The sequence below is a fragment of the Mycobacterium sp. ML4 genome (assembly GCF_054515735.1).
This window is the reverse complement of the sequence record NZ_JBTNSY010000007.1, coordinates 193,140-219,045: the sequence shown is the minus strand read 5'-3', so window position 1 is coordinate 219,045 and position 25,906 is coordinate 193,140. Positions and strand designations below refer to the sequence as shown.

Below are 25,906 nucleotides of genomic sequence, written 5' to 3'. Positions count from 1 at the left end.
CACGATTCCGTGCCGGAATGTGCGATTTTGTGTCTGCTCGCGCTACTGGGCCCGCAGGTGGTTCAGCTGGACCTGCACCGACCACTCGGCCGCGTCCCAGAGCTTGTCATCGACGTCGGTGTAGACGTGTTCGACGACCTGACGGGCGCTGGCATCCTCGCCGAGCTCGCGCAGCGCCGAACGCACCTGTTCCAGCCGCTCGCTCCGGTGCGCCAGGTAGCCCTGCGCAACCGTGTCCAGATTCGGCAGTTCGGGCCCGTGTCCGGGAAGCACGGTCCGCGGCCCCAGGCCGCGCAGCCGGTGTAGTGATTCCAGGTAGGCGGTCAGGTTGCCGTCCTCGGAGTCCATCACGGTGGTGCCGCGGCCGAGCACGGTGTCGGCGGTCAACACCGCATCGTCGAGCACGAACGACAACGAGTCCGCGGTATGGCCCGGTGTGGACATCACCGTGATCCGCAGGCCTGCGGCATCGATCACTTCGCCGTCGGTCAGTTCGCCGCCGAACCCGCGCAGAAATCCACTGCCCGCAGACCGCACCGTCGCCCCCGTCGAGTCGACCAGCTTGTCGATGCCGTCGGTGTGGTCACCATGCCGGTGACTGATCAACACCAACGTGATACGGCCCAGAGCGGCCACCCGCGCGATGTGCTCGTCGTCGTCAGGCCCGGGATCGACGATGACCAGTTCGTCGCTGCGCGGCCCGCGCAGCACCCAAGTATTGGTTCCCTCCAGCGTCATCAGGCCCGGGTTTTCGCACAGCAACACCGAAGCCGTGTCGGTGACCGCCCGCAGCTGCGCGTAGGCGGGATGAGCCAGTGCGGGTCCGGACATCGGTCGCTAACCGACCTCCACGATCACTTCGACTTCCACCGGGGCGTCCAGCGGCAACTCCGAGACACCGACCGCCGACCGCGCATGCAAACCGCTGTCGCCGAAGACCTCGGCCAGCAGTTCGGAGGCCCCGTTGACGATGCCCGGCTGGCCGTGGAAGCCCGGCGCTGACGCGACGAACCCGACCACCTTGACCACCTGGGTCACCGAGTCCAGACCCACCAGCGAATCCACGGCGGCAAGGGCATTGAGAGCACACGCCCGCGCCAGCGATTTGGCGACGTCGGGTGCGACGTCGGTGCCGACCTTACCGGTGGCGGGCAGCTTTCCGTCCACGAACGGCAGCTGGCCCGCGGTGTAGACGAGGTTGCCGGTGCGTACCGCGGGCACGTAGGCCGCCAGCGGGGCCGCCACCTGCGGGAGGGTGAGGCCGAGTTCCTTCAGGCGTGCTTTGGCGCTCATCCGCTCCGCCCTACTTGGGCCGTTTGAGGTAGGCGACGTGCTGCTCACCGGTGGGCCCGGGCAGCACCGACACCAGTTCCCAGCCGTCGGCGCCCCACTGGTCGAGGATCTGCTTGGTGGCGTGGGTGAGCAGCGGAACGGTCGCGTACTCCCATGTGGTGGGTTGGGTCATGGTCGCGAGCTTATCGGGCAAATGGGCAACGGCTAGCATGCGATGGTGGCAAACACATCGAGCGGCGGTAGCTCCGTCGGGTGGCCCTCTCGGTTGTCGAAGGCCCGCCTCCATTTCGTGACCGGCAAGGGCGGCACCGGCAAATCGACGGTCGCGGCAGCCCTCGCGCTGACCCTGGCCGCCGGCGGGCGCAAGGTCCTGCTGGTCGAAGTCGAAGGGCGCCAAGGGATTGCGCAAATGTTCGACGTTCCGCCGCTGCCTTATCAGGAACTGAAGATCGCGACGGCCGAGCGCGGCGGCCAGGTCAACGCGCTGGCCATCGACATCGAGGCCGCGTTCCTGGAATACCTCGACATGTTCTACAACCTGGGCATCGCGGGCCGGGCAATGCGGCGTATCGGCGCTATCGAGTTCGCGACCACCATCGCGCCCGGCCTACGCGACGTGCTGCTCACCGGCAAGATCAAGGAGACGGTGATCCGGATGAACAAGGGGGCCAAGAATCCCGTCTATGACGCGATCGTCGTCGACGCGCCTCCGACCGGTCGCATCGCCCGCTTCCTGGACGTCACCAAGGCGGTGTCGGACCTGGCCAAGGGTGGACCGGTCCATTCTCAGGCCGAAGGTGTGGTCAGGCTGCTGCACTCCGACCAGACCGCCATCCACCTGGTGACGCTGCTGGAGGCGCTGCCGGTGCAGGAAACCCTGGAGGCCATCGAGGAACTCGCCGAGATGGAGCTGCCGATCGGCAGTGTGATCGTGAACCGCAACATTCCGGCCTATCTCGACAATGACGACCTCGCGAAGGCCGCCGAGGGTGTGGTGGACGCCGACTCCGTGCGCTCCGGCTTGGCAAAGGCCGGCATCGAACTCGACGACAGCGACTTCGCCGGTCTGCTGACCGAGACGATCGAGCACGCCACCCGGATCAGCGCGCGATCGGAGACCGCGCAGCAACTCGACTCGCTGCAAGTCCCGCGGCTGGAACTGCCGACGATCTCCGACGGCGTCGACCTGGGCAGCCTCTACGAACTTTCGGAAGTACTTGCACAGCAAGGGGTTCGATGACATGACCCAGGCACACAAACCGGAAACCCTTGATATGGCCTCGATTCTGGCCGACACCACCAACCGCGTGGTGGTGTGCTGTGGCGCGGGCGGTGTCGGCAAGACCACCACAGCAGCGGCGATCGCGTTGCGGGCGGCCGAATATGGGCGCACCGTAGTCGTTTTGACCATCGACCCGGCCAAGCGTCTTGCACAAGCTTTGGGAGTCAACGACCTTGGCAACACGCCGCAACGCGTGCCACTGGCTCCGGAGGTGCCCGGCGAACTGCACGCGATGATGCTCGACATGCGGCGCACGTTCGATGAGATGGTGGTGCAGTACTCGGGATCCGATCGGGCACAGTCGATTTTGGACAACCAGTTCTACCAGACGGTCGCCACGTCACTGGCCGGTACGCAGGAATACATGGCGATGGAGAAGCTGGGCCAGCTGCTGGCGCAGGACCGGTGGGACCTGGTGGTTGTCGACACCCCGCCGTCGCGCAACGCACTGGACTTTCTGGATGCCCCCAAACGCTTGGGCAGCTTCATGGACAGCCGGCTGTGGCGGTTGTTGCTCGCGCCCGGGCGTGGCATCGGGCGGCTGGTCACCGGTGCGATGGGTCTGGCCATGAAGGCGATGTCGACCATACTGGGTTCGCAGATGCTCGGCGACGCGGCGGCATTCGTGCAATCGCTGGACGCGACATTCGGCGGTTTCCGGGAGAAGGCCGACCGCACTTACGCGCTGCTGAAGCGGCGCGGCACGCAGTTCGTCGTTGTCTCGGCCGCCGAGCCCGACGCACTGCGCGAGGCGGCTTTCTTTGTCGATCGACTGTCGCAGGAAGGCATGCCGCTGGCCGGGCTGGTCTTGAACCGCACCCACCCGCCACTGTGCTCCCTGGCTGTCGAGCGCGCGATCGACGCCACCGAAAAGCTGGCGGCGGACAGTTCAGAATCGGCGGCGCTGGCGTCAGCGGTGCTGCACATACATGCCGACCGCGGCCAGACGGCCAAGCGTGAGATCCGGCTGCTGTCCCGCTTTACCGGAGCGCACCCCCATGTTCCGGTGATTGGAGTGCCTTCGTTGCCGTTCGACGTCTCTGATCTCGAAGCCCTGCGAGCCCTGGCCGATCAGATCACGTCCGTCTGATCGGTATCTGAACTGCGGCGATGCGGGGCTGCCGTCCTTTATTTGACGGCCATTCAACCCCGATCGTCAACAACATCAGTATCTGCAGTCCCAAAAATCCCTCTGACCTGCGTGGATACAGCGCTATAGATATCAAGTACAGCTATGCTGTAACAGAAAAGTAATGATGGAGCTTGGTATGCACAACGGCGCTTGGGGACACGTGCGACCACCCGTAGACCCCGCCGCCCCCGGCCCAGGGCAACTCGCGCCGGCGACCGCCCGAGTGGCGTCGGCAATGGGCCCCGCCACCAACGCCGATGCCCCGGATGCAGCGTTATTTGACGCACATTCAATCGCGTTCGAAGTACGGCTAACGTTCGTTACTGCTGAAAATAGGCTCTGACCAGCCCGAAACAGTCCTATCAGCAATTTCTAACGGCTAAGCGGTAATGTAGCCGTAATGAGAGAACCGCGCACGCCGCGCGGACTAGGTGCCCGTCAGATGATGTTGCGGCGCTTGCGCTTGTCGAAGTAGTCGGACCAGGAAACAACCTCTGGGTGCTGCTTGAGCAGTGCCCGACGCTGACGCTCGGTCATCCCGCCCCATACGCCGAACTCCACCTTGTTGTCCAGTGCGTCGGCACCGCATTCCTGCATTACAGGGCAGTGCCGGCAGATCACGGCGGCCTTGCGCTGGGCTGCGCCGCGCACGAATAACTCGTCGGGGTCGGTGGCCCGGCACAACGCCTGCGACACCCAGGTGATGCGCTCCTCAGCCTCGACGCTGCGCAGCAGGTTGCCTGTGGACGTGAGGTTGGTCCTGCGTGCGCCCGGACGTGTTCCTGACACGAGCTGATCCCTTCCTTCCGGCCGCCGCCTGCGGCCGCCCTCCTCGGGTACCAGCCGATGATGCGAGCTATGCCACATGGTGCACATCGGAGTTACCTGAATCTCACTGCGCTTCTAAGTTAGGGTGTTGGGCGGCAATTGCGCAACAGTACGATAACGCTTTTTCTGGGACGTGCGTGCAGTCTTCCGCAGACCGGCCGGGGGAAACAGGTTCGGCCTGTCCCGTTTTGGGCCCCTGACCAGTAACATCGCAGCAATCGCACAGGTGCCCGGGGGTAGCGAACCGGTTCAACAGCTGCTAAAGAAATTTTTCTCAACCGCTCGGCGCGGGGGCGTGACGAGAGGTCGCTACTGTAGTACGCATGTCCGAGCGCCCCCCGGTAGCACTCACGCTGCTGAAGCTGGCGGGCTTCTGCCTGCTGGCCAGCGTTGTGGCCACCGCGCTGATGTTCCCGCTCGCCGGTGGCGTGGGGCTGATGTCCAATCGGGCTTCCGAGGTCGTGGCGAACGGATCGGCGCAACTTCTGGAAGGACAGGTGCCGGCGGTGTCGACGATGGTCGACGCGAAAGGCAACACGATCGCCTGGCTCTACTCGCAGCGCCGCTTCGAAGTGCCGTCGGACAAGATCGCCAACACCATGAAGCTGGCGATCGTGTCGATCGAGGACAAGCGGTTCGCCGATCACAACGGCGTGGACTGGAAAGGCACGCTGACCGGTCTGGCCGGCTACGCCTCCGGCGATGTCGAGACCCGCGGCGGTTCGACCATCGAGCAGCAGTACATCAAGAACTACCAACTGCTGGTCACGGCACAGACCGACGCGGAGAAGCGGGCAGCCGTCGAGACCACCCCGGCGCGCAAACTGCGTGAGATCCGGATGGCACTCACGCTGGACAAGACCTTCACCAAGCCGGAGATTCTCACCCGCTACCTCAACCTGGTGTCGTTCGGCAACAACTCCTTCGGCATCCAGGACGCCGCGCAGACCTACTTCGGGGTCAACGCGATCGACCTGAACTGGCAGCAGGCAGCGCTGCTGGCGGGCATGGTGCAGTCGACCAGCGCGCTCAACCCGTACACCAACCCCGAAGGCGCGCTGGCTCGGCGCAACGTGGTGCTGGACACCATGATCGAGAACATCCCCAACGAGGCCGACGCGCTGCGCGCGGCCAAGACACAGCCGCTGGGAATCCTGCCGCAGCCCAATGAACTGCCCCGCGGCTGCATCGCCGCCGGCGATCGCGCCTTCTTCTGCGACTACGTCCAGGAATACCTGTCGCGCGCGGGGATCAGTAAGGAACAGGTAGCCCGTGGCGGTTACCTGATCCGGACCACGCTGGACCCTGACGTGCAGATTCCGGTCAAATCCGCCATCGACAAATTCGCTCCCCCGACGCTGAGCGGTATCTCGAGCGTGATGAGCGTGATCCTGCCGGGCAAGACCTCGCACAAAGTGGTGGCAATGGCCAGCAACCGCAAGTACGGCCTGGACACCGAGGCAGGCGAGACCATGCGGCCGCAGCCCTTCTCCCTGGTCGGCGACGGTGCCGGCTCGATCTTCAAGATCTTCACGACGGCTGCCGCGCTGGACATGGGCATGGGCATCAACGCGCAGCTCGACGTGCCGCCGCGATTCCAGGGCAAGGGCTTGGGTAGCGGCGGCGCCAAGGGTTGCCCGAAGGACACCTGGTGCGTGGTCAACGCCGGTAATTATCGCGGCACCATGAGCGTGACAGACGCGCTGGCCACCTCGCCCAACACCGCGTTCGCGAAGCTGATCTCGCAGGTCGGGGTCTCGCGTGCGGTGGACATGGCCATCAAACTCGGCCTGCGCTCCTACGCCAATCCCGGCACCGCGCGCGACTACAACCCCGACAGCAACGAGAGCCTGGCCGACTTCGTCAAGCGCCAGAACATCGGCTCGTTCACCCTCGGACCAATCGAAGTCAACGCCCTGGAACTGTCGAACGTCGCGGCCACGCTCGCCTCCGGGGGGATGTGGTGCCCGCCGAACCCGATCGACAAGCTGATCGACCGCAACGGTAACGAGGTGGCCGTCACCACCGAGACCTGCGAGCAGGTGGTGCCCGAAGGCCTGGCCAACACCCTGGCCAACGCCATGAGCAAGGACGCCGTCGGCAGCGGCACGGCAGCCGGATCGGCGGGTGCGGCGGGCTGGGATCTGCCGATGTCCGGCAAGACCGGCACCACCGAGGCACACCGGTCCTCCGGCTTCGTCGGCTTCACCAACCGCTATGCGGCGGCCAACTACATCTATGACGACTCGCCCTCGCCGACGGACCTGTGTTCCGGGCCGCTGCGCCACTGCGGCAGCGGTGACCTGTACGGCGGGAACGAACCGGCACGCACGTGGTTCACCGCGATGAAGCCGATCGCGAACAACTTCGGCGAGGTGCATCTGCCTCCCACCGACCCGCGATACGTCGAGGGCTCACCGGGGTCTCGCGTGCCCAGCGTCGCCGGGTTGGACGTCGACCAGGCACGTCAGCGCCTGCGCGACGCCGGTTTCCAGGTGGCCGATCAAACGAACTCGGTGAACAGCGGCGCCAAGTACGGCGAGGTTGTTGGGACGTCGCCCAGCGGCCAGACCATCCCGGGCTCGATCGTGACGATCCAGATCAGTAACGGGATCCCGCCACCACCGCCGCCGCCGCCGGAGGGTGGTCTGCCGCCGGAGGTCGTCGGATCGCAGGTTGTCGAGATTCCGGGCCTGCCGCCGATCACCATTCCGCTGTTGGCGCCTCCGCCGCCGGCTCCTCCTCCGTAGGCCCTGGTCGCGCGAAGAGACGCGCGTCGGGCCGTGTCCCGGCAGTAAACTGCCTGGCATGGCTGACGTACGACCGACTGCCCCGCTCCTCAGCCGTCCGCTTCACGGACCGCATCCTCGCGGGGCGCTTCCCGTCGTGTTAAGGACCGGCGCCGCCGCGCTCGCCTCGGCGGCTGCCGGGATCGGCTACGCCGCGTTCGTCGAGCGCAATGCATTCGTGCTGCGCGAGATCACAATGCCGGTCCTGAGCCCGGGCTCCACACCGCTGCGGGTGCTCCATATCAGCGACCTGCACATGACACCTAACCAGCGACGTAAGCAGGCCTGGCTGCGCGAGCTGGCCAGCTGGGAGCCCGACCTGGTGGTCAACACCGGCGACAACCTGGCCCACCCCAAAGCGGTGCCGGCTGTGGTGCAGTCTCTTGGCGACCTGTTGTCCCGGCCGGGCGTGTTCGTCTTCGGCAGCAATGACTACTTCGGGCCTCGGCTGAAGAACCCGATGAGTTACCTGACCAACCCGGACCACCGCATCAAGGGAGAGCCGCTGCCCTGGCAGGACCTGCGGGCGGCCTTCACCGAGCGCGGTTGGCTCGATCTCACCCACAACCGGCGCGAGTTCGAGGTCGCCGGCCTGCACGTCGCCGCCGCGGGCGTCGACGATCCCCATATCGACCGGGACCGCTACGACACGATCGCGGGACCGGTCAGCCCGGCGGCCAACCTTAGGCTGGGCCTGGTGCACTCGCCGGAGCCGCGGGTGCTGGACCGCTTCGCCGCGGACGGCTACCAGCTGATCATGGCGGGCCACACCCACGGCGGGCAGCTTTGCCTGCCGTTCTACGGCGCGCTGGTTACCAACTGCGGCCTGGACCGCTCGCGGGCCAAGGGTCCATCGCAGTGGGGTTCGAACACTCGACTGCACGTCTCGGCAGGGATCGGCACGTCACCGTTTGCGCCGGTGAGATTCTGCTGCCGGCCCGAGGCGACGCTGCTGACACTGATCGCGGCGCCGATGGGCGGCCGGGACTCCACCAGCAACCTGGGTCGTTCGCAGCCAACAGTGTCGGTGCGTTGACGCACACGCCAATCGCGGTCCGCAGCCTCTCCCGAAGCTGGACCGACAATGCGATACGGCTGATCGAGGCGGACGCCCGTCGCAGTGCTGACACCCATCTGCTGCGATACCCGCTGCCCTCGGCGTGGTCCGCGGACCTCGACATCGCGCTCTACCTCAAAGACGAGACAACGCACATCACCGGCAGCCTGAAACACCGGCTCGCCCGATCGCTTTTCCTTTACGCGCTGTGCAACGGGTGGATCGGTGAGGGCACCACCGTGGTGGAGGCGTCGTCGGGTTCCACCGCGGTGTCCGAGGCCTACTTCGCGGCGATGCTGGGCCTGCCGTTCGTTGCGGTGATGCCGGCATCGACCAGCGCAACGAAGATCAAACTGATCGAATCACAAGGCGGCCGTTGCCATTTCGTGCAGAAGTCGAGCGAGGTCTACGCCGAGGCGGCGCGGGTTGCCGCGGAGACCGGCGGCCACTACCTGGACCAGTTCACCAATGCCGAACGGGCCACCGACTGGCGCGGCAACAACAACATCGCCGAGTCGATCTATCTGCAGATGGGTTACGAGGCGCACCCCATACCGGCCTGGATCGTGGTGGGTGCCGGTACCGGTGGAACAAGCGCCACGATCGGCCGTTACATCCGGTACCGGCGGCATGCGACCCGATTGTGCGTCGTGGACCCGGAGAATTCCGCCTTCTTCCCGGCTTACGCCGACAACCGGGCCGACATCGTGACCGGTGCCTCGTCGCGGATCGAGGGCATCGGCAGGCCGCGGGTGGAACCGTCATTCCTGCCTTCGGTTGTCGACAGGATGGTGTCGGTGCCCGATGCGGCCTCGATCGCAGCCGCGCGCCACGTCAGCGCCGTGCTGGGGCGCCGGGTCGGCCCGTCGACGGGCACCAATGTCTGGGGCGCGTTCGGCCTGCTCGCGGAGATGGCCGCGGAGGGACGCGGCGGTTCGGTGGTGACCCTGCTGGCCGACAGCGGCGACCGCTACGCCGACACCTACTTCGACGACGAGTGGGTGACCGCTCAGGGGCTCGATCCCAGTCACCCCGCTGAGGCATTGGTCGAATTCGAACGCTCCTGCCGGTGGGGGTGAGTGAGGCGCCGACCTGCCGTTTGGGAAGTGGCTGGCTCGGTGCGATAGGCTGTCGAGGCTTCAAGCGGGGTGTGGCGCAGCTTGGTAGCGCGCTTCGTTCGGGACGAAGAGGCCGTGGGTTCGAATCCCGCCACCCCGACTCTGTGATATCGACCGCTCAAGGCGAACCGTCGATCCCGTTCACCCCCAGGAGCAGGCCGCCGGTGCCTCCCGTGCCCGGTTTACCCGCGGTGCCGGGCGTCGGGCCGAGGCCGCCGTCACCACCGTTGCCGCCGTTGCCGATGAAAACTGCGTCGCCGCCGTCGCCGCCGTCACCGCCACCCGTATCATCGGTACCACCGGCGCCCCCGGCACCGCCTACCCCTAGTAGCCCTCCACCCCGGCCGCCGGACCCACCGGCGCCGCCGGTGTCGCCGAGCCCCTCCAGGCTGCCGCTTCCGCCGGTACCCCCGGCCCCGCCGCACCCCAGCAAACCGGCGTCTCCGCCGGTTCCACCCGCTCCGCCGAACCGACCGAAGCCACCGGAACCTCCGGCGCCGCCGCTGGCGAACAGCAAGCCGGCCGCACCGCCGGCACCGCCGGCGCCGCCGTGTCCGACGAAGGTGTCGCCTCCGGTCCCGCCGAACCCGCCGCTACCGAACAACAGCCCGGCCTTGCCGCCGACTCCACCGGGCCCACCGCCCTCACCGAATCCGCCGGTCCCGCCGGCGCCGCCGAATCCGGCCAGCCAACCGCCGTCTCCACCGGCACCGCCTGCCCCGCCGGGGCTCTTGGCGTTGATTGCGCCATTGCCACCATGACCGCCGCCTGCGCCAACCAGCCCGGCCAGCGCTCCGGCCGATCCACCGTTGCCGCCCACGCCGCTGTCGAAGACGCCGACAGCATCCGAACGGGCGCCCCCTCCGCCTGCCCCGCCACCGCCGAACAGCCCTCCCGCTCCACCTGTGCCGCCACGCCCACCGAAGCCGGCCAGGGAATTCGCGGATCCACCCGTTCCGCCTGCTCCTCCGGTACCAAGCAGGCCGCCGATCCCCCCGTTTCCACCGCCGCCTCCGCTGCCCAAACCGACTGAGTGTCCCCCGGCACCGCCGGCGCCGCCGCTGCCCAGGAACCCGGCTGCGCCACCGGCGCCTCCGTGCTGGCCGTTGGTGCCCGACCCGCCGGCGCCGCCATCGCCGATCAACCATCCGCCCGGGGCGCCATCCTGACCGGATACCGGGGCGGCGTTGGCGCCGTTTCCGATCAGGGGACGGCCGGTCAGCGCCTGGACGGGCGCGTTGATTGCGTCGAACACGACTTGCAGCGGGCCGCCCGAGCCGTTGACCCCGGTCAGGCCGATGCTGCCCAACCCGCCGCCGTTACCGCCGTTGCCGCCGTTGCCGCCGATGCCGACCAGCACCGCGTTGCCGCCCCTGCCGCCCGCGCCGCCGGACTCGATGAAGCTTTGCCCGCCCTCACCGCCTGCGCCGCCGTTGCCGAGCACCAGACCACCTCTGCCACCTGCGCCGCCGGCACCTCCGACACCGTTGTCCGAGTAGCCGCCGATCCCGCCCGCTCCGCCCCAACCGATCAGACCGGCGTTGCCGCCCGATCCGGCAGCGCCGCCGAAGGTAACCAGTACGCCATTGCCGGATCCGCCGGCGCCACCGGCGCCGCCACTGGAGAACAACAGGCCGGCGTCCCCGCCGTGTCCGCCGGCGCCGCCACCGTCGTTGCCGACGCCGCCCGAACCGCCCAATCCACCAGCACCGAACAAGAAACCCGCTTTGCCGCCGGCTCCGCCGGCGCCGCCGGCGTGGGGGATGCCGAGTCCGCCGCTTCCACCGTCACCGCCCGCGCCGGCGAGCATGCCACCGGCTCCACCGGCGCCGCCGACGCCGCCCGTCGAGCCGAATCCGCCATTGCCGCCGTGACCGCCGGTGGCGCCGACCAACCCGGCCAGCACGCCGGCCGACCCGCCACTTCCGCCGGCCCCACCCGCCCCGGTGATGCTCGCGCCACCGAGTCCGCCGGCTCCGCCGCCACCCAACAATCCGCCCGCACCGCCAGTACCGCCGGCGCCGCCAAGCCCGCTCCCGGACTTCCCTCCGACGCCGCCGCCACCGCCGGCACCGGACAGCAGTCCACCGGCTCCCCCGCTGCCCCCGGCGCCGGCGTTACCGGTCAGCGAATTTCCGCCGGCCCCGCCGGACCCGCCGCTGCCTAACAGCCCGGCCGCGCCGCCGTTACCGCCCTGCTGCCCGGATGCGCCCGAGCCGCCGGCGCCACCGTCGCCGAGCAGCCAGCCGCCCGGCGCACCGTCCTGCCCCGTTCCCGCAGTTCCGGGTGCTCCGTTGCCGATCAGCGGCCGCCCGCTGAGGGACTGAACCGGAGCGTTGATCGCGTCGAGCACGGCCTGCAGCGGATTCGCCGCAACCGCGGCCGCATTGGCGGCCTCCGCACCGGCATAGGCGCGGCCACCGGCCGCCAGCGTTTCGACGAACTGCGCCTGAAACGCCGCGGCCTGCGCGCTGACGGCCTGATAGCTCTGGCCGTGCCGGGAGAACGCTGCGGCGATTGCCGCCGATACCTCATCTGAAGCGGCCACCACTACCGCTGTGGTGGGGGCGCTAGCGACCGCGCCGGCCGCCCTCAGCGTTGCCGACAGATTCGTCAAATTCGTTGCCGCCGTGGACAATACATCCGGCACCGCGATGACGAAAGACATACGACACCTTCCAAGGTCTCAAGCCCCCGGCGGTGTCCGATCTATCGAGGTCGATCGGCCAAGCTCACAATAGCGGCCTGAGGCGCCCCTGTGGCAGTAGCATCTCAAACCCCCGAGCGCCCCGAACCGGAAACGCAACACCGCGTTTCCGGTCCGGCGCAACTAGGTTCGAGCGCAGCCGAGGCGCTAGAACCAGACTTTTCGGCCACCCACCGGGCGCCCAACCGCACCCAGAATCCACAGAATCACTCCGACGAGCACAAGAATGCCGCCGATTGTGTACAGAATTGGAATACCGGCGAAGTAGCCGATCAGCAGCAAAACGATACCCAGGATGATCACGGCGCGCCCCTTCTGTTGAACGCTGTCTAATTGGCAGATCCACCAGGTGGATACCCCGCAATATGCGCGCCCAATCACTCGATACGCGGCCGGAACAGGACCCTGGTGCCGCGTCGCGGAGCAAGCATGATGGACCGGCGGACGACCTTCTCCGGCTCGGGGTCGACAGCGGCGAACTCGCCCTCACGCAGCAACACGTGCAGCACCGTGATCAGCTCTCGCATCGAGAACGCCGCCCCCAGACAGCGCTTGACACCTCCCCCGAACGGAACCCAGGCGTACGTCTGGGGCCGGGTGCCGAGGAACCGCTCGGGCAAGAATTCATGCGGATTGTGGTAGACGGCCGGATTGCGGTTGATCGCGATGATGTGGACGACGATCCGCGTCTTTGCGGCAACCAGGTAGCCGCCCAGCCGGACGGGTTGTGCCGCCACCCGCGACGTGAGCGGAGCAGGCGGACGTATCCGCAGCGTCTCGTCGATCACTGCCGTCGTGAAATCTTCTTCCCCGCCTATGGCCTCTTCCCGCACCCGGCGAAGCACTCGAGGGTGGTGCAGCAACAGGTCGAACACCCATGCCAAAGTGGTCGCAGTGGTTTCGTGACCGGCCAGCATCAATGTGATCAGATCATCACGAATCTCACTATCCGACAACCCTTTTCCGTCGTCACCCCGGGCGCACAGCAACAGTGCCAGGATGTCGCGCTGGTCGGCCAGACCAGGGTCAGCACGCCGCGCCGCGATCAGCGGCATCACGACGTCGTCGATCTCGCGGTTGGCCCGCGACCGCGCCGGCCACACCCGCAAGGTGCCGAACCGGCGTAGCGCGTAGCGCACGGTCAACTGCTCGGACACTCCGAGATTCAGCAGGTGCTCGAACGGCCGTCCCAATCGCTGGACCTCACCGGGGTCCTCGACGCCGAAGATCACCCGCACGATCACGTCCAGCATCAGCTCCCGTGCGGCCTGCAACATCTCGAACGGGCGGTCGACGGGCCACTTCCGCATCGCGGCGCGGGTGGACGCCTCGACGATCGGCACGTAGGAATGCAGCGCGGTGCCGTGCAGCGGCGGTGTCAAAAGCCTGCGCCGCCGCAGATGCTCGGGTTCCTCCTGCACGAACATCGACCCGGACCCGTAGATCGCCGCCGCGGGCCCGACACCCTCGCCCCCCAGCAGCACGTCGGTGGGTGCGGTGAAAACCTCCTTGGCCAGCGCCGGGTCCGAGACGATTGCCACGTCGCCCAAACTGAGGATCGGCATCGTCATGATCGGCCCGTACCGGCGGATCAGTCGCAGCATCCGGCGCTCGCCACCGACCAGGTAGGCCAATGCATACGCTGCGGCACAAGCGCCACGAAACCCGCGCGGCGCGGGCAGACCGGGTGGCGGGCTCACGCGCAGCGATTGTCCTCCTCGCCGCGACGAGAGCGAAGCGTCACACGCAGTCGGCGCAGATTTGTCGCCCGCCGCTGGACATGCGCAGCCGGCTGCGATGCTGCACCAGGAAGCAGGACGAGCAGGTGAACTCGTCCGAGCGCTGCGGAATCACCGCCACCGACAGCTCTTCGCTGGACAAGTCCGCCCCCGGTAGTTCGAAGAAGAGTGCGTCGTTGGGGTCATCGTCGGTCACTGCCGTGGCCAGCTTCGGCAGCGGTCCCAGCTCGCGAAGAGTGGACCGGTCCGTCACGTCAGTGTCGATTACCCGGCGTGCGTCGTAGTCGCTCACGGTCGTCATGGCAGTTCCTTCCTGCTGAGGGCCGGGCTGCCCGCCAACCTGTGGTTGCCGCCCGTTGGCACAGGCAGTACCCCGTTCCAGTGGGCCCCACACCCTCGAGGCAAGAGGAATTCGCATATGTGCTAAGGGCCGCCCCGAGGAGCGGCCCCGATCAGTGGTGGGTGCGGATCAGCGCGCGGTCCGCTGCGGGCTCGGCCACGGGTCCACGCAGGACACCACTCCCGCACTCGCACGTTCCCTGCGCATGTCCGCCCGCTCGTTACGGGCCACCCAGGCCAAGCCGAACCACGGCGACATGATGGCCGACACCAGGGCCACGCCGGCGAGAAGTTCGTGCTGTCCGGCCAGCGCGACAAGGCCAATGGCAAGTCCGACGGCCCATGTCGCGGCGGCCACCAAGCCTGGCACGCTCACGGACCGCTCGCGGGAGTGGCCGGCCGCGGCCGGTCCGCCTACGGTCCCGTCTGTCCCCGTGTACACCATGCTCACTCCCACGCACAACGAATGAATAACGATTTAGGTTACTGTATCTCAGGGATATTGTTTCTGCACTAACCAATTTGGTCCGTGATGCCACGGACCGCTGTTCACCCTGTTGAGTTCGCCGGGAGCGGGTACACGTCACCTGTGAGTGATACCGCCGTTCTGATCATCGACATGTTCAACGACTACGACCATCCCGACGCCGAACAGCTGGCCGACAACGTCGCCGGCATCATCGATCCGCTGGTCGGCCTGGTCAACCATGCGCGCGACCATGACGGCGTCGATCTGATCTACGTCAACGACAATCACGGCAACTTCACCGCCGACCACCGCGCGATCATCACCAGCGCGCTGGACGGAAGGCGGCCCGAGTTGGTCAAGCCGCTGGTGCCCCCGGAGGACACCTACGTGATCACGAAGGTCCGCCATAGCGTCTTTTACTCCACGGCGCTTGACTACCTGCTGGATCGCCTGAAAGCACAGCGCGTCGTCCTGGCCGGTCAGGTCACCGAGCAGTGCATCCTCTACAGCGCACTTGACGCCTACCTGCGGCACTACGAAGTGGTGGTGCCACCCGACGCGGTCGCGCACATCGACGAGGAACTCGGTTCGGCCGCGCTGAAGATGATGGAGCGCAATATGAGTGCCGAACTCGTGTCCGCCGCGCACTGTCTGTCATAGCGCACGAAAGATCAAGACACCCGAAGACCTGAAGGAGGTCGCGATGACCGGTGGCAAGGAAAAGAGCGAGTCCGACGTGGAGGGTGACGAGCATGTCGCCAATTCACGGGAAGGCCGCGAGAGCGACGGCGACTACGTGGGGCGCACGGCGGCCGACGACGACTTCGATGCCGGGATGACCGGCGCGGAGGCGCGCAGCCAGCAGGGCTGACTCAGCGGTGCAAGTCGGCCACCAGTGGCCGGTGATCCGAGATGGGCATCAACTCGGCGACGGTGGCGCCGGCGCGCAGCTGCGTGTCGTCGGTCACGATGTGGTCGAGCTGACGACTCGGGGCGTCGGCGGGAAACGTTGTAGCCGACGCCAGCGGCCGCATGCCGGTCCAGCGGTGCACCGGCCCGGGTGTGAGGTTGAGGTCACCCACCAGCAGCCGCGGTCCTGGTAGGCCGCGCAGGTCGCGAACCAGCCGGCGCAACTGACGCACATTCCATGCCGGGACGAACGACGGGTGCGTGTTGGCCACCGTCATCAAGCCCAGCGGTGTCTGCAACCGCGCGATCACCGCCGCCCGCGGCTCCTCGTCGACGATCATCACCTTCTTGGGTCCCGGCAGATACATCGGGAAGCGCATCGGAATGCGGGGCAATCTCACCACCTGCCAGCTGGTGGCCGGGAACCGCGACAATAACGCGATCCCGTAGGCCGCGGTCCCGGGTTGTTCCCGGCCGGTGGCAGCCATCCATGTCGCCCCCGGGGTTCCCGAGATGGCGGCCACGAACCGGTGCTGCACCGCTCCCATCGCCTCGGCCGCGGCTGCGGTGAGATCGGCCCGACCGGACCGGGGCTGGTCGAAGTCGACCTCTTGTAAGGCGAGGACGTCGGGATCCAGCCGCCGTACGCAGTCACGCAGCCGCCGCGGGTCGACCCCGTTCCCGACGCTGCGCCCGTGCAGGATGTTGAAAGTCGCTATTCGCATGACCCGGCCCGTTGGTCGACGGCGTTGCCTCAACGGCTGGGCCGCCCGGCCAGGCGCCCGAGTTCGGCCAGGTCGCGCTCGGCATGGCTCTGTCGTATGTAAATGCTCAGGTCGGCAACGCGCTGAGCATGCCGGCCGTCCTGACACAGCGGTCCCGGGCCCAGCGCGCGTCCGGTGCGGGTGATCGCTTCGTCGACGGCATGTTCGACGACCGCGCGAACGCGACGGGCCAGCAGCTGAGCGGTGCCGGTGCGGTCGAACGGGTCCGCGTCGATCTGGGCCGCCGCCGTGGCCAGCATCGCGTCGCCGGCGGCGAGCGCCGCATCGACCGCTCCCAGGTGCGCCAGGGCGTAGGCGTCGGCCGACTCGCTGCGGGCGCACCGATACAGCGGGTCGGCCACGCGGCGGGCACCGCCGAGCCAACAGGCGGCGACGCCGATCGACCCGTGCCAGAACCCCGCACGGGTCAGATAGTCACCCGGTTCGCCGACCAGGATCGCGTGCACGTTGTTGAACTGCACCGATCGGGTGTCGCTGCCGGCCATGCCGGGGTTCCACCAGGTGCTGGGCAACGGTCTGACCCCCGCATCGGTGAGGGTGACGGCGAACAAACCCCGCTCGTCCTCTTCCATCTGCGCGGTGACCAAAGCGTTCGTGCAGAATCCCGCGCCCGAGCACCATACTTTGGTGCCGTTGAGCAGGAACTCGTCACCGCAGATGCTGGTGGCGGTCAACTTCGCCTCGGAACTCTCGGCCGCCCACACCCCCCACAGTTGGCCCGGTTCGGGTGGCTTGCCGCCCAGTTCGTGCAGGATGGCCACGGCGTCGACGTGGGCTTCGGCGATGCGGGCCGCCGCGATATCATCCTGTGCCAAACATGTCAACCGCTGCAGGCGTTCTGCGGTGTATCCCGCCGCCGGCAGCGGCAACTCCAATCGTCCCGATTCCAGCCAGTGCTGAACCAATCCGGCCGTCATGCGACATCCCCCGTCGCGCATTCAGAGAGCATGCTCGAATTGTCAGCAAATCCGTGTGGCGCCCGAGCCTGGATTCGCGCCGAAGTGACGACCGATCGAGCGGTGTCTCGGCAAATGCGGTAGCCAGCATGCTCGAACCTAGCTACCAAGTCAACATCCTCGCCGCAGGGATGGCCGTGCCAGTCCCTGACCCAGACCAGTGCGGCCTTGACAACGGCACGCGGGCACTCGGGAAGATTCGCGTGCTCGTTGTGGGCCGGAATCACCACAGCAGTCTGGTCATGGGGACTTGACGCTGTGGCTGACATAATGAATCTAATTTCCCGTTTCGAAACCGACTAAACGGTTGAGCACCAGCACCACAGGGCGTTCGGGTTGCGGTGGGCATCGGCCGGGTATGCCGTGGCGACTATGACTTCGCCCTGCGAACCACGCTGTGCCGAACTCCGCGAGGCACTGCGGCATGCGGCCTCGGCACTCAAGGAGCACGGCCCCGGCTTCGCGCTGGCCGGCAGTTATGCGTTGTGGGCCTACGGTGCGCCCGAGCCGACCCATGACGTCCTGCCGCCCACCACGGTCTTCATCCAAAAGCTCCGCGCCCTGACCGAGCACTACTGTGACTTCGCGAAGCTGATTCCAGCTGCGCGGGCGGTCCGCGAACAGCTGGACTGGGAGCGCATCGCCGACGAGACCGCCGAAAATGATTTCGCGGCCGCCTTCCTGGTCCTATACGAGCGCCTTGGCTTACGGACCTGACCGGTAGGGGTGAAAACGGCGTTTACGGGTATCTCCGAGAACCATGGAACCGCAACCGAGTCGTGGACTCCGCCGAGATGAGGACCTCGAAGAGGTGGTCGACAAGCTTCAGCAGAACGTGACCGAGGAACGGCGGGACCAGCAGGTGCCCGGCAACGCAACCGAGCGGGAGCAGGCTCCGGTTCAGGGATCAGAGGATGAACCGCCCGACTGATCGGGTGGTCAGTGGTTACGCAGCTTCGCGACCAGTTTGTCCTTCGTCAGGCTCGAGTAGCCGGAAATACCCAGCTCTTTGGCCCGCTTCTTCAGCTCGGGAACGGTCCAGTCCGCATAGGAGCCCGATTTGCCGCCCTTGCGCCCAACCTTCGACTTCCCCTGTCCCGCCGCCGCGTTGGAGATCCGCGCGGCCTTCTCCTTCGAGTCGCCCTTCTTGCGCAGGTCTTTGTAGAGCTTTTCATTCTTGATCGACGAATTCGGCACGGCAGCCACCTCCTACGTTGTGTCAGCTGGCAGAATGCCCGAATCGGCCCGGATCAAACCGCCCGCCCGGTCGGTGAAATGATCTGGCGGACCGGGTTTTTGACGCGCTCGGGAACGAATCGTCCGGCCAGCGACGTGACGGCTTCGGTTGCCCGGGCAGCGATGCACTGCTTGTCATCAAAGGTGAGAGCTTCGAACGCCCGCCGGGTGATCTCGGCGGGATCGTTGTCCGGCGGTCTGTTCCGCAGCGGGAACAACGGATCGGTGATGCCGCCGGCGGTGACGGGTTCCGGCATCAGCGACACAACGCTCACTCGTCCCGGGGGAGATTTCTTCGCATTGCGGCTATTCCGTTCGGCGGGTGCCGCAAGCACCCTGCGAAAGGTCCGCGCGCGGTTTCATACAGATTTTTACGGGAACCCGAACATCGCTGCCGCCCTAACCCGCATTCGCGGCAGCTCGACAAGATGGGAAAGCGTATGAGCGACAAGGACAGTGGACCAGAAGCAGGCATCAAGGGAGCCGCCGAGGGAATCAAGGGCAAGGCCAAGGAAGCGGTCGGCGCCGTGACCGGCAGCGACGACCTGAAGAACGAAGGCCGGGCCCAGCAGGACAAGGCCGACGCGCAACGCGACGTGGCCAAGAAAGAGGCGGAAGCTGAGTCCGCACGCGGGGGCGCGGAAGCCGCCGAGGAACGGCAGAAGTCCCACCAGTAGCAGGCCTCCTGCAGCGGCCCTGGCCAACCGGCCAGGGCCGCACCTCTTTGAAGAACGCTGATGCGACGCTGTTCTCAGGTAACCACGTCCGGGCGTGCCGTCCCGCGACGAACGATTGGGCGACAGCCCGCGCTAGCCAAGGGCACGGCGCGCGAAATACCCTAAGAGTGATCAGCTAAACGGTGTTCTCTGCCCCGAAATCGCGGCCTTCGGCAGCCGCAGAAGTCTTGGTCAGCGAAAGTCCGGTTGCCTCGACGTGAAAGGGGTATGCGCTCGATGATGCAGGAAAGCAACGGACCGAGCGAGCTTCTCGGGGTCGTCGCGATCGGCGCTTCGGCAGGTGAAGTAGCGGCGCTGTCACCATTGGTCGCAGGGTTGTCGTCGGATCGGCCCAACTCGTACTTGACCACCGCCGTGCCCAGCGTTTTGGCGCAGTGTCCAGACTGCCATGGCTCGCCGGTGACGCTGGAAGAAAATGGCTTCCGTTGCCGAGCGGGCCGTGCGTGGTCGCCGGAGTCGCTGCTGGCCGCGCGCGACGCCGCGTACTGGGTTGCGCTGCGCAGCCTGCCGGAAAAGGCCGGGCTGGCAAGACAACCGGCTGACCGGACAGGTTTCGGTCTGCCTTCTCATCGCTACAACAACGTCATCGCCGAAGCCGAACGGGCTTTGGCGGTGCTCAGCGCGCGACTGGCGGCCGTCAACGACCGCCACGAAGGCAACGGTGACTGAGCCCCAGCGCGCCGTCACCGTCGCTCTGGACCGCCACGGCGACACCTCACTCCTGTACGCCGACGGTTTGCTGGACAGCTCCACCTATCGCGGACTGCGTGACGCGGTGATCAAAGCGGCACTCGACGAGCCCCGGGCCGTCATCGTCGATGTCAACCGGTTGGCGGTGCCTTCCGCGACGGCGTGGTCGGTGTTCACCAGCGCCCGATGGCACGTCAACATCTGGCCCGACGTACCGATAGCCCTGGTCTGCAGCGACATCATGTCGCGCCGGGCGATCGCCGCCTGCGGTGTCACCAGATATGTTCCGGTCCACCCCACCGCCCATGCCGCCCTGGCCGCAACCCATGACCTGATCATGAACGCTCGCCGTCGCGGACGGGCGCAGCTGCCGCGCAGCCCGGTCGCCATTCGTCTGGCCCGGGCCATGCTCCACGAATGGCTCACGGCGTGGTCTGTCGATCACCTCATTCCGGTCGTCAGCACGGTGGCGACGGTGTTCGTCGAGAATGTGCTCGAGCACACGCAGAGTGCGCCGGTGTTGATCGCGGAACGGTGCAACGACACGGTGACCATCGCGGTCGAAGACTGCAGCCAATTCCTGGCGGTCCGGCATGAGGAGCGTAGCGGTGCGCAGGCGGTATCTGGTCTCGCCATCGTTTCCTGCCTGTGCCGCGCCTGGGGCAGCACGCCGACTCCCGGCGGCAAGACGGTATGGGCGCTCGTCGGATCCGAAAATGAGCTGTGACGCCCGAGTGCGCGTGGCCGGCACATCGTTGTCCGCCTCGGAGTAGGCGCCGGCGGGGCACTGCTGCCGATGGAGGTCGCGAACTTGCGCGGATTGTCCAGGAAGCGAACTGCTGAGCCGGTGCCAGTTTATTAGGCAGGAGAGTCGGTAATCCCCCATTCGTGAGAATCGCCATTGTCTGGGGCGACGATGCGTGTTCCGGCGACTTCGCCGGAAACGCCGTAGGTCAGGAGTTGGGAGAGTTCTGCGCAGCCCTCGCAGGCCACGGTCACACGGTGACCGCTCACCCGCGCCAACAGGCTGAGCAACCAGCCGAGCAGATCCAACCTCCATATCTGACCGTGCCGGCTCGCGTCGGCCCGCCCGCGCCGGTATCCCCGGCGCGCGTGTTGCCGTTCGTCGGCGAGTGGGCGGCCGAACTGACCCGCTGCTGGTCCACCGAACCGCCCGACATCGTGCACAGCTTCGGATGGCTGGGCGGACTGGCCGCACAGCTGGCGGCAAGACGTTTTCAGCTGCTCACCGTGCAGAGCTTCCATGGCCTGGCCGTGACGGATGCCCGTTCCGGCGCGGTACAGCCGAACGATTTCGAACGCGCTCGTCTTGAACCGTTGCTGATCCGCGGCGCCACCTGGGTGACGGGCGGCAGCAGCGAGGAACTCGAGGTGCTGACAAGGTTGCGTCGTAATCGGGCACGCACATCGGTCTTGGCGACCGGTATCGACGCCGAACGCTACACATGCACTGATCCCGCCTGGACGGACCACGGCACTCACCGGATTTTGCAGGTTGCGCCGAACTTGCAGCCGCGCAACGGACTTGACAGGACCATTCGGGTATTACCCCACGTGCCGGACAGCGAACTCATCATTGCGGAGACGTCGGTCACCGACGCCCAGAACAAGAAGCGACGGACCCAGCTGAAGCGCATGGCCACCGAACTGGGCGTGAGCGACCGCGTCCGCTTTGCGAATTACGTTGCGCCCGAGGACATTCCGACGCTGCTCTGGTCCGCCGATGTGGTCGCCTGCACGCCGCGACTAGCACCGCGCGCGACCTCGGCGTTGCAGGCCATGGCCAGCGGGCGGGCCGTCGTCGGGACGGCGGTCGGCGCCCTGATGGACACCGTAATCGGCAACGTCACCGGCGTGCTGGTGTCCCCGACCAAACCGTACCAATTGGCAGGGGCGCTGAAAACCATGCAGCAACAACGCTTTCAGCGCCAGAGCATGGGTTCGGCAGGTCGCTCCCGGGTGATGTCGCGCTTTACCTGGGACCGAATCGCCCAAGACGCGCTCAGCATCTACGAGCAGACGAGCAACCTGAAAACCGGCGCCCTGGGCGCCCTGGGCGAGAACAGGACAACGAACAAATGACAACCGCGCCGTACCCCCCGGACCTCGCAGACCGATCCGGCGAGAAGCGCGCACCGGATGCGGTCCGGTACGCGAAATTTCACACCGCCGAACCTGAGGCGGCCAGACGATTTTTCGCCCAGGCTTATTGCCCCGGTTGGCGCACCAGCAGCCTGACCGCCGGCGCGTCCCTCACGCATCACCGCTTCGAGACCGACGCGGTCACCGTGGACGAGGTGCTGATCGAGGGTCGGCTCGGGTGTGAAATCCGAACCAGCGACGCCGTGGTGGTGATACAGCCCAGGGCGGGCTCGCTGACGCTGGCGGGTGATCCCGGCACCAGGATGGACTCTCCGGTGATCGCAGCGGACGGCCTGCCCTGCGCGATCCAGGCGAACACGGCGCGATTTCACGTCGTGCGGATGGATCTGCGCCACCTCAGCCAGGTCGCCGCCGACAAGACCGGGCCGCTACCCCAGCAGATCCGTTTCGCGAGTTGCCGCCCCCGCTCGGCAGCCGTGGCGCAGACGTGGCAGCAGGCGCTCGATTACATCATTGCCAGCTTCTCCTACGCGGACACCGCGCATCAGCCCCTGGTCGTCAACGCCGCCACCAACCTGCTTGGTGCCGCGTTGCTCGAATGCTTCCCGTCCAACATGAGCGAGGGTCAGGATCTGCTGCGCAATCCGTCGGTGCCCCCGACTCTGAAAGGCGCGATCGCGTTCATTCACCGCCATGCGGGCGACGGGATCGGCGTCAACGACATCGCCGACGCACTGCGCATGACCTCGCGCGCCGTGCAGTACCTATTCCGGCAACACTTGCAGACAACACCCACCGAGTACTTGCGCCGCGTCCGGTTGCACCGTGCTCACCAGGAGCTGATCAGCAGCGACCGGTCCACCACCACCGTCAGCGAGGTAGCACATCGCTGGGGTTTCGCCCACACCGGTCGATTCGCCGCTCTCTACCGCAGAACATACGGTCAGAGTCCGCACGCGACGCTGCAGCAGTGACCGCGCTACAGCCCGTCCCGGGTGCGCAACAGCCGGTCGACTCGATCAGCCGCGTCGTCGTTGAGGACGTCGTGCGCGGTGATCTCGCCGACCACCCGCTCAGCGATGTCACGCAGCTTGACGTTCGACTCCTGCGACAGCTTCACCAGCAGATCGAACGCTGATTCGGAGTTGACGCCGTAGCGCAACATCAGGATCCCCATCGCCTGGTTGATCACCGCACGTCGGGAATCAACCGCCAGCAGCGCCTCGCTCAGGTGTTTCTGCAGGTCGGCGTCGAACTGATCGGTGACGTCGATGTAGAACCCGGCGATACCGAGCAGCCGGCCGTCCGGGCCGCCGAATCGGTCCCCCACCACAACCACCACGTGCGTTTCCCCACGCGTATCGACTATGCGATGCCTACTGCTGAAAGCGGCGCCGTGGCGGCGCACCTGCTCGATGAGCTCCGGCACCGTCGGCTTGTCGTCGGGATGTTTGTGTTTGAGTAGCAACTGCGTCGTCGGCTGCACGCTGCCCGGCTCATAGCCGTGCATTCGGGCCACCTCTTCCGACCACTCCCAGCGGTCCTCACGGGCCAGGTAGCGAAATCTGCCCACCAGTGGCCAGCGGCGACCCCTCTTTCGCCGTGAATCTGCGCTCACCAGCGCCATAATATTCCGACCCGCGAGCCACGGTTGAATTTCGCCGTCGGATCGTTTCGCACTGCGGATAAAGTCCCAGAAAGCGAAACCGTCAGGCCGTCTTGGCGAGCGCCGGTGAACGATCTGTTCTGCTGCCCCTCGCGATTCGACGGATCATCTGCCGGGTTAACTTCTCCAGCACGCCCTGCGCGATCTCCGGGCGATCCGAGCGCGCGGCGCGCCGCACCGCCGGGGCAATGGTGATGCCCTCGCGGTAGCCGCTGACCACCCGAGGATCCACGTAGGAACTGCGAGCCACCGCTGGTGTGTTTCCCAACTCCTCGGAGACCTCCCGCATCACCGCAGCCTCGACCCGCTTGGCTACCCGCTGCGATACCGCTGGGTCCGCGTCGGCGAAAGCCGTGGCGGCCAGCACGGTGCCGTGCCACGTCCGCAGATCTTTCACGCTGTAATCGGAGCCGACGAGCTCCTTGAATCGTGCGTTGAGATCGTCGCTGTGCACGTCCACCCAGCCGGAGGCGTTGCGCCACACCAGGAATCGTCCGCTACCGCAGTCGGTCCTGCGCAGCAGCGCGCGGACCGCCCGCACCACCTCGGCGTTCTCGATCTCATATCGGCGCCGCACCCCGCTCTTGGCGGGATAGTCGAAGGCCACCGCGCCGCGGCGCAGGGTCACGTGCTCACACAGCAAGGTGGCCAGCCCGTAGGACTCGTTTTCCTCGGCGTACTGTTCGCCCCCGGCGCGGAAGTACCCGAGGTCGAGCAGGTGCAGACCCAGGGCGAGTACCCGGTCGCGGGTCAGCCCGCGCCCTGTCAGATCGCGGGCGATTCGTTCACGCCACGCGGGCAGCTCGTTGGACATCTCGAGCACCCGATCAAACTTCTCTTCCGCCCGCTCCTGCTGCCAGCTCTGATGGTAGAGATACTGCCGACGCCCCGCCGCGTCGGTGCCGACGGCTTGAATGTGTCCGTTGGCATACGGCGCGATCCACACCTTCTTCCACGCCGGCGGAATGACCAGGTCCTTGATCCGCTGCAACACGTCGGCATCGGTCAGCCGTTCGCCGTCCGGGCCGTGGTAGGCGAAACCCTTGCCACGGCGTTTACGCGTGATGCCCGGCTTGGTTAAATCACTGCGGCGCAGCCGCATCGAAATCCTCCGCTGTCCCCGACGTCACATCGGCTGCACGGGGGATAACCCGCTCCGCGACCGCTCACACCTGCCGACCACGGGTTCGTAGCAGCAGCGGCACGAATAGCCACGAGACGGCGAACAGTGCCAGGGCGCAGCCACCGGAGATGACGCCGGCGGTGCGGCCGGCTACCGAGGTGAAGATCAGCACCGTCACACCCGTCAGCGCGAGGCCCAGCAGCAACAGACCGCCGTAGGAATGACTTTGATCATCGCACCGGGAAACGCCGAACGACCCGCCACTGCGTTGTGGCGGGTCGTTGCGTCTTGACCGACGAATCAGCCGGCCATGAATTCCTGGTATGCCGATTCCAGGTTCGGCGGCAGCGCCGACACGCTGCACTGACGTTCGGTGTCACCGATCGGCGCCAGAATCCCCCGCAGGTCGTAGTACTCGTTGGGGTGCGTGGTGAAGTAGCTGCGCAAGTTGGCGGCGGCTTCCCCACGCGGCTGCCCGTACGCCGCGGTGACCACCTGGTTGGCGCCCGGGTGGCCGGCAAGGTACTGCTCTGCCGCGCCCCGCGCCGACATGACGGTGGAATTGACGCCTTCCGGGCTGCAGTCAGGCGCGGCAGCGGCCGACGGTGCGCCGGCGATACCCATAGCGATTCCCCCGAGCACACAACCGGCGCTGATACCGGCAACGCGGCGGCGAGCGACGATGCTGCTGAATTTCATGATGTCTGTTCCTCCGAATGAGTGAACCGTGCATTGGGATCCCGAGCCCCTGAAATCCAAAGTAGCGAAAGGGAAGACGGTCCCCCGGGGATGTTCGCGGACACGAAACGAACCCGGTGCGCGCAGTGCGAAAATCACGTGACACAAGGAACTCAAGTGACGAATTCAGTTGAGCAAATAACTCAGCAGAGCCGCCGAAACGTGAGAACCCTTAGAGAACGAGGACAG

Annotated in this window: 31 protein-coding genes and 1 tRNA gene; 15 read left to right on the top strand and 17 right to left on the bottom strand. The window is 66.7% G+C overall.

Going from position 1 to position 25,906, the window contains the following annotated elements:
• Nucleotides 1–42: 42 nt before the first annotated feature.
• Genes ACX9NE_RS10275 through ACX9NE_RS10265 form a run of 3 tightly spaced genes read right to left on the bottom strand, consistent with a single transcriptional unit; the run spans nucleotide 43 to nucleotide 1,465 of the window.
• A complete protein-coding gene (locus ACX9NE_RS10275) occupies nucleotides 43–831 on the bottom strand; it encodes an MBL fold metallo-hydrolase (RefSeq protein WP_459361565.1) in 789 nt (262 codons plus the stop codon).
• A 6-nt stretch (nucleotides 832–837) separates the two neighbouring features.
• Nucleotides 838–1,293 carry a RidA family protein gene (locus ACX9NE_RS10270; RefSeq protein WP_459361564.1) on the bottom strand — a complete coding sequence of 152 codons (456 nt, stop codon included), beginning with the start codon at nucleotides 1,291–1,293 and terminating at the stop codon, nucleotides 838–840.
• 10 nt (nucleotides 1,294–1,303) lie between these two features.
• The gene (locus tag ACX9NE_RS10265; RefSeq protein WP_099051178.1) at nucleotides 1,304–1,465 is read right to left on the bottom strand and encodes a DUF4177 domain-containing protein; all 162 of its coding nucleotides are present in this window, start codon (nucleotides 1,463–1,465) and stop codon (nucleotides 1,304–1,306) included.
• A 42-nt stretch (nucleotides 1,466–1,507) separates the two neighbouring features.
• Between ACX9NE_RS10265 and ACX9NE_RS10260 the strand changes: the two genes are divergently transcribed.
• Nucleotides 1,508–2,533 carry an ArsA family ATPase gene (locus tag ACX9NE_RS10260; RefSeq protein ID WP_459361563.1) on the top strand — a complete coding sequence of 342 codons (1,026 nt, stop codon included), beginning with the start codon at nucleotides 1,508–1,510 and terminating at the stop codon, nucleotides 2,531–2,533.
• Between the two features lies 1 nt (nucleotide 2,534).
• The gene (locus ACX9NE_RS10255; protein ID WP_459361562.1) at nucleotides 2,535–3,665 is read left to right on the top strand and encodes an ArsA family ATPase; all 1,131 of its coding nucleotides are present in this window, start codon (nucleotides 2,535–2,537) and stop codon (nucleotides 3,663–3,665) included.
• Nucleotides 3,666–4,145: 480 nt separating this feature from the next.
• Here ACX9NE_RS10255 and ACX9NE_RS10250 read toward each other — a convergent pair whose 3' ends face one another.
• A complete protein-coding gene (locus ACX9NE_RS10250) occupies nucleotides 4,146–4,496 on the bottom strand; it encodes a WhiB family transcriptional regulator (RefSeq protein ID WP_459361561.1) in 351 nt (116 codons plus the stop codon).
• Between the two features lie 362 nt (nucleotides 4,497–4,858).
• Here ACX9NE_RS10250 and ponA2 point away from each other — a divergent pair, with 362 nt between their 5' ends.
• From ponA2 to ACX9NE_RS10230, 4 genes are all read left to right on the top strand, one after another.
• A complete protein-coding gene (gene ponA2, locus ACX9NE_RS10245) occupies nucleotides 4,859–7,285 on the top strand; it encodes a transglycosylase/D,D-transpeptidase PonA2 (RefSeq protein ID WP_459361560.1) in 2,427 nt (808 codons plus the stop codon).
• A 58-nt stretch (nucleotides 7,286–7,343) separates the two neighbouring features.
• Nucleotides 7,344–8,360: a metallophosphoesterase gene (locus ACX9NE_RS10240; protein WP_459361559.1), complete on the top strand. Its 1,017-nt coding sequence runs from the start codon at nucleotides 7,344–7,346 to the stop codon at nucleotides 8,358–8,360.
• Nucleotides 8,357–9,460, top strand: coding sequence for an L-cysteine desulfhydrase Cds1 (cds1, locus tag ACX9NE_RS10235; RefSeq protein WP_459361558.1), 1,104 nt, complete (start codon nucleotides 8,357–8,359; stop codon nucleotides 9,458–9,460). Before ACX9NE_RS10240 ends, cds1 begins: the two co-directional genes overlap by 4 nt.
• Nucleotides 9,461–9,525: 65 nt before the next feature.
• Nucleotides 9,526–9,599 (top strand) — tRNA-Pro (locus tag ACX9NE_RS10230).
• 18 nt (nucleotides 9,600–9,617) lie between these two features.
• On the opposite strand, the gene ACX9NE_RS10225 is transcribed toward ACX9NE_RS10230, so the two are convergent.
• The 5 genes from ACX9NE_RS10225 to ACX9NE_RS10205 form a co-directional block, all read right to left on the bottom strand.
• Nucleotides 9,618–12,167: a PE family protein gene (locus ACX9NE_RS10225; RefSeq protein ID WP_459361557.1), complete on the bottom strand. Its 2,550-nt coding sequence runs from the start codon at nucleotides 12,165–12,167 to the stop codon at nucleotides 9,618–9,620.
• A gap of 186 nt (nucleotides 12,168–12,353) precedes the next feature.
• Nucleotides 12,354–12,509, bottom strand: coding sequence for a hypothetical protein (locus ACX9NE_RS10220; RefSeq protein WP_459361556.1), 156 nt, complete (start codon nucleotides 12,507–12,509; stop codon nucleotides 12,354–12,356).
• Nucleotides 12,510–12,583: 74 nt separating this feature from the next.
• Nucleotides 12,584–13,912, bottom strand: coding sequence for a cytochrome P450 (locus ACX9NE_RS10215; RefSeq protein ID WP_459361619.1), 1,329 nt, complete (start codon nucleotides 13,910–13,912; stop codon nucleotides 12,584–12,586).
• A gap of 34 nt (nucleotides 13,913–13,946) precedes the next feature.
• Nucleotides 13,947–14,246 carry a DUF4193 domain-containing protein gene (locus tag ACX9NE_RS10210; protein ID WP_459361555.1) on the bottom strand — a complete coding sequence of 100 codons (300 nt, stop codon included), beginning with the start codon at nucleotides 14,244–14,246 and terminating at the stop codon, nucleotides 13,947–13,949.
• A gap of 168 nt (nucleotides 14,247–14,414) precedes the next feature.
• Nucleotides 14,415–14,729, bottom strand: coding sequence for a hypothetical protein (locus tag ACX9NE_RS10205; RefSeq protein ID WP_459361554.1), 315 nt, complete (start codon nucleotides 14,727–14,729; stop codon nucleotides 14,415–14,417).
• A 144-nt stretch (nucleotides 14,730–14,873) separates the two neighbouring features.
• On the opposite strand from ACX9NE_RS10205, the gene ACX9NE_RS10200 reads away from it, so the two are divergent.
• Together ACX9NE_RS10200 and ACX9NE_RS10195 are read left to right on the top strand one after the other, a co-directional pair.
• Nucleotides 14,874–15,413 (top strand): cysteine hydrolase family protein, encoded by a 540-nt coding sequence (locus ACX9NE_RS10200; RefSeq protein WP_459361553.1) that lies wholly within the window; start codon nucleotides 14,874–14,876, stop codon nucleotides 15,411–15,413.
• 43 nt (nucleotides 15,414–15,456) lie between these two features.
• The gene (locus ACX9NE_RS10195; RefSeq protein ID WP_459361552.1) at nucleotides 15,457–15,624 is read left to right on the top strand and encodes a hypothetical protein; all 168 of its coding nucleotides are present in this window, start codon (nucleotides 15,457–15,459) and stop codon (nucleotides 15,622–15,624) included.
• A 1-nt stretch (nucleotide 15,625) separates the two neighbouring features.
• Here the strand turns inward: ACX9NE_RS10195 and ACX9NE_RS10190 are convergent, their stop codons facing one another.
• Both ACX9NE_RS10190 and ACX9NE_RS10185 read right to left on the bottom strand, forming a co-directional pair.
• Nucleotides 15,626–16,387, bottom strand: coding sequence for an endonuclease/exonuclease/phosphatase family protein (locus ACX9NE_RS10190; protein ID WP_459361551.1), 762 nt, complete (start codon nucleotides 16,385–16,387; stop codon nucleotides 15,626–15,628).
• Between the two features lie 29 nt (nucleotides 16,388–16,416).
• A complete protein-coding gene (locus ACX9NE_RS10185; protein ID WP_459361550.1) occupies nucleotides 16,417–17,364 on the bottom strand; it encodes an acyl-CoA dehydrogenase family protein in 948 nt (315 codons plus the stop codon).
• A 411-nt stretch (nucleotides 17,365–17,775) separates the two neighbouring features.
• Between ACX9NE_RS10185 and ACX9NE_RS10180 the strand changes: the two genes are divergently transcribed.
• Nucleotides 17,776–18,120 (top strand): hypothetical protein, encoded by a 345-nt coding sequence (locus ACX9NE_RS10180; RefSeq protein WP_459361549.1) that lies wholly within the window; start codon nucleotides 17,776–17,778, stop codon nucleotides 18,118–18,120.
• Between the two features lie 43 nt (nucleotides 18,121–18,163).
• A complete protein-coding gene (locus ACX9NE_RS10175; protein WP_459361548.1) occupies nucleotides 18,164–18,334 on the top strand; it encodes a hypothetical protein in 171 nt (56 codons plus the stop codon).
• Nucleotides 18,335–18,342: 8 nt separating this feature from the next.
• Here ACX9NE_RS10175 and ACX9NE_RS10170 read toward each other — a convergent pair whose 3' ends face one another.
• Both ACX9NE_RS10170 and ACX9NE_RS10165 read right to left on the bottom strand, forming a co-directional pair.
• Nucleotides 18,343–18,600, bottom strand: coding sequence for a DUF7218 family protein (locus ACX9NE_RS10170; RefSeq protein WP_459361618.1), 258 nt, complete (start codon nucleotides 18,598–18,600; stop codon nucleotides 18,343–18,345).
• Between the two features lie 53 nt (nucleotides 18,601–18,653).
• On the bottom strand, nucleotides 18,654–18,914 hold the full coding sequence (locus ACX9NE_RS10165; RefSeq protein ID WP_459361547.1) for a hypothetical protein: 261 nt from the start codon (nucleotides 18,912–18,914) through the stop codon (nucleotides 18,654–18,656).
• A 165-nt stretch (nucleotides 18,915–19,079) separates the two neighbouring features.
• Between ACX9NE_RS10165 and mbp1 the strand changes: the two genes are divergently transcribed.
• From mbp1 to ACX9NE_RS10140, 5 genes are all read left to right on the top strand, one after another.
• Nucleotides 19,080–19,316: a microaggregate-binding protein 1 gene (gene mbp1, locus ACX9NE_RS10160; protein ID WP_459361546.1), complete on the top strand. Its 237-nt coding sequence runs from the start codon at nucleotides 19,080–19,082 to the stop codon at nucleotides 19,314–19,316.
• 276 nt (nucleotides 19,317–19,592) lie between these two features.
• Nucleotides 19,593–20,045 carry a hypothetical protein gene (locus tag ACX9NE_RS10155; protein ID WP_459370712.1) on the top strand — a complete coding sequence of 151 codons (453 nt, stop codon included), beginning with the start codon at nucleotides 19,593–19,595 and terminating at the stop codon, nucleotides 20,043–20,045.
• A complete protein-coding gene (locus tag ACX9NE_RS10150; protein ID WP_459361544.1) occupies nucleotides 20,038–20,793 on the top strand; it encodes an STAS domain-containing protein in 756 nt (251 codons plus the stop codon). Before ACX9NE_RS10155 ends, ACX9NE_RS10150 begins: the two co-directional genes overlap by 8 nt.
• Nucleotides 20,794–20,954: 161 nt before the next feature.
• Nucleotides 20,955–22,169 carry a glycosyltransferase gene (locus ACX9NE_RS10145; RefSeq protein ID WP_459361543.1) on the top strand — a complete coding sequence of 405 codons (1,215 nt, stop codon included), beginning with the start codon at nucleotides 20,955–20,957 and terminating at the stop codon, nucleotides 22,167–22,169.
• Nucleotides 22,166–23,164: a helix-turn-helix transcriptional regulator gene (locus ACX9NE_RS10140; protein ID WP_459361542.1), complete on the top strand. Its 999-nt coding sequence runs from the start codon at nucleotides 22,166–22,168 to the stop codon at nucleotides 23,162–23,164. Before ACX9NE_RS10145 ends, ACX9NE_RS10140 begins: the two co-directional genes overlap by 4 nt.
• A gap of 5 nt (nucleotides 23,165–23,169) precedes the next feature.
• On the opposite strand, the gene ACX9NE_RS10135 is transcribed toward ACX9NE_RS10140, so the two are convergent.
• The 4 genes from ACX9NE_RS10135 to ACX9NE_RS10120 all read right to left on the bottom strand — a co-directional run bounded on the left by ACX9NE_RS10135 (nucleotide 23,170) and on the right by ACX9NE_RS10120 (nucleotide 25,678).
• Nucleotides 23,170–23,808: a PAS and ANTAR domain-containing protein gene (locus tag ACX9NE_RS10135; protein WP_459361541.1), complete on the bottom strand. Its 639-nt coding sequence runs from the start codon at nucleotides 23,806–23,808 to the stop codon at nucleotides 23,170–23,172.
• A 91-nt stretch (nucleotides 23,809–23,899) separates the two neighbouring features.
• Nucleotides 23,900–24,958 carry a DNA topoisomerase IB gene (locus ACX9NE_RS10130; RefSeq protein ID WP_459361540.1) on the bottom strand — a complete coding sequence of 353 codons (1,059 nt, stop codon included), beginning with the start codon at nucleotides 24,956–24,958 and terminating at the stop codon, nucleotides 23,900–23,902.
• A 64-nt stretch (nucleotides 24,959–25,022) separates the two neighbouring features.
• Complete coding sequence (locus tag ACX9NE_RS10125) at nucleotides 25,023–25,184, bottom strand: hypothetical protein (RefSeq protein WP_459361539.1); 162 nt, start codon at nucleotides 25,182–25,184, stop codon at nucleotides 25,023–25,025.
• A gap of 95 nt (nucleotides 25,185–25,279) precedes the next feature.
• Nucleotides 25,280–25,678 carry a heme-binding protein gene (locus ACX9NE_RS10120; RefSeq protein ID WP_459361538.1) on the bottom strand — a complete coding sequence of 133 codons (399 nt, stop codon included), beginning with the start codon at nucleotides 25,676–25,678 and terminating at the stop codon, nucleotides 25,280–25,282.
• Nucleotides 25,679–25,906: the final 228 nt, after the last annotated feature.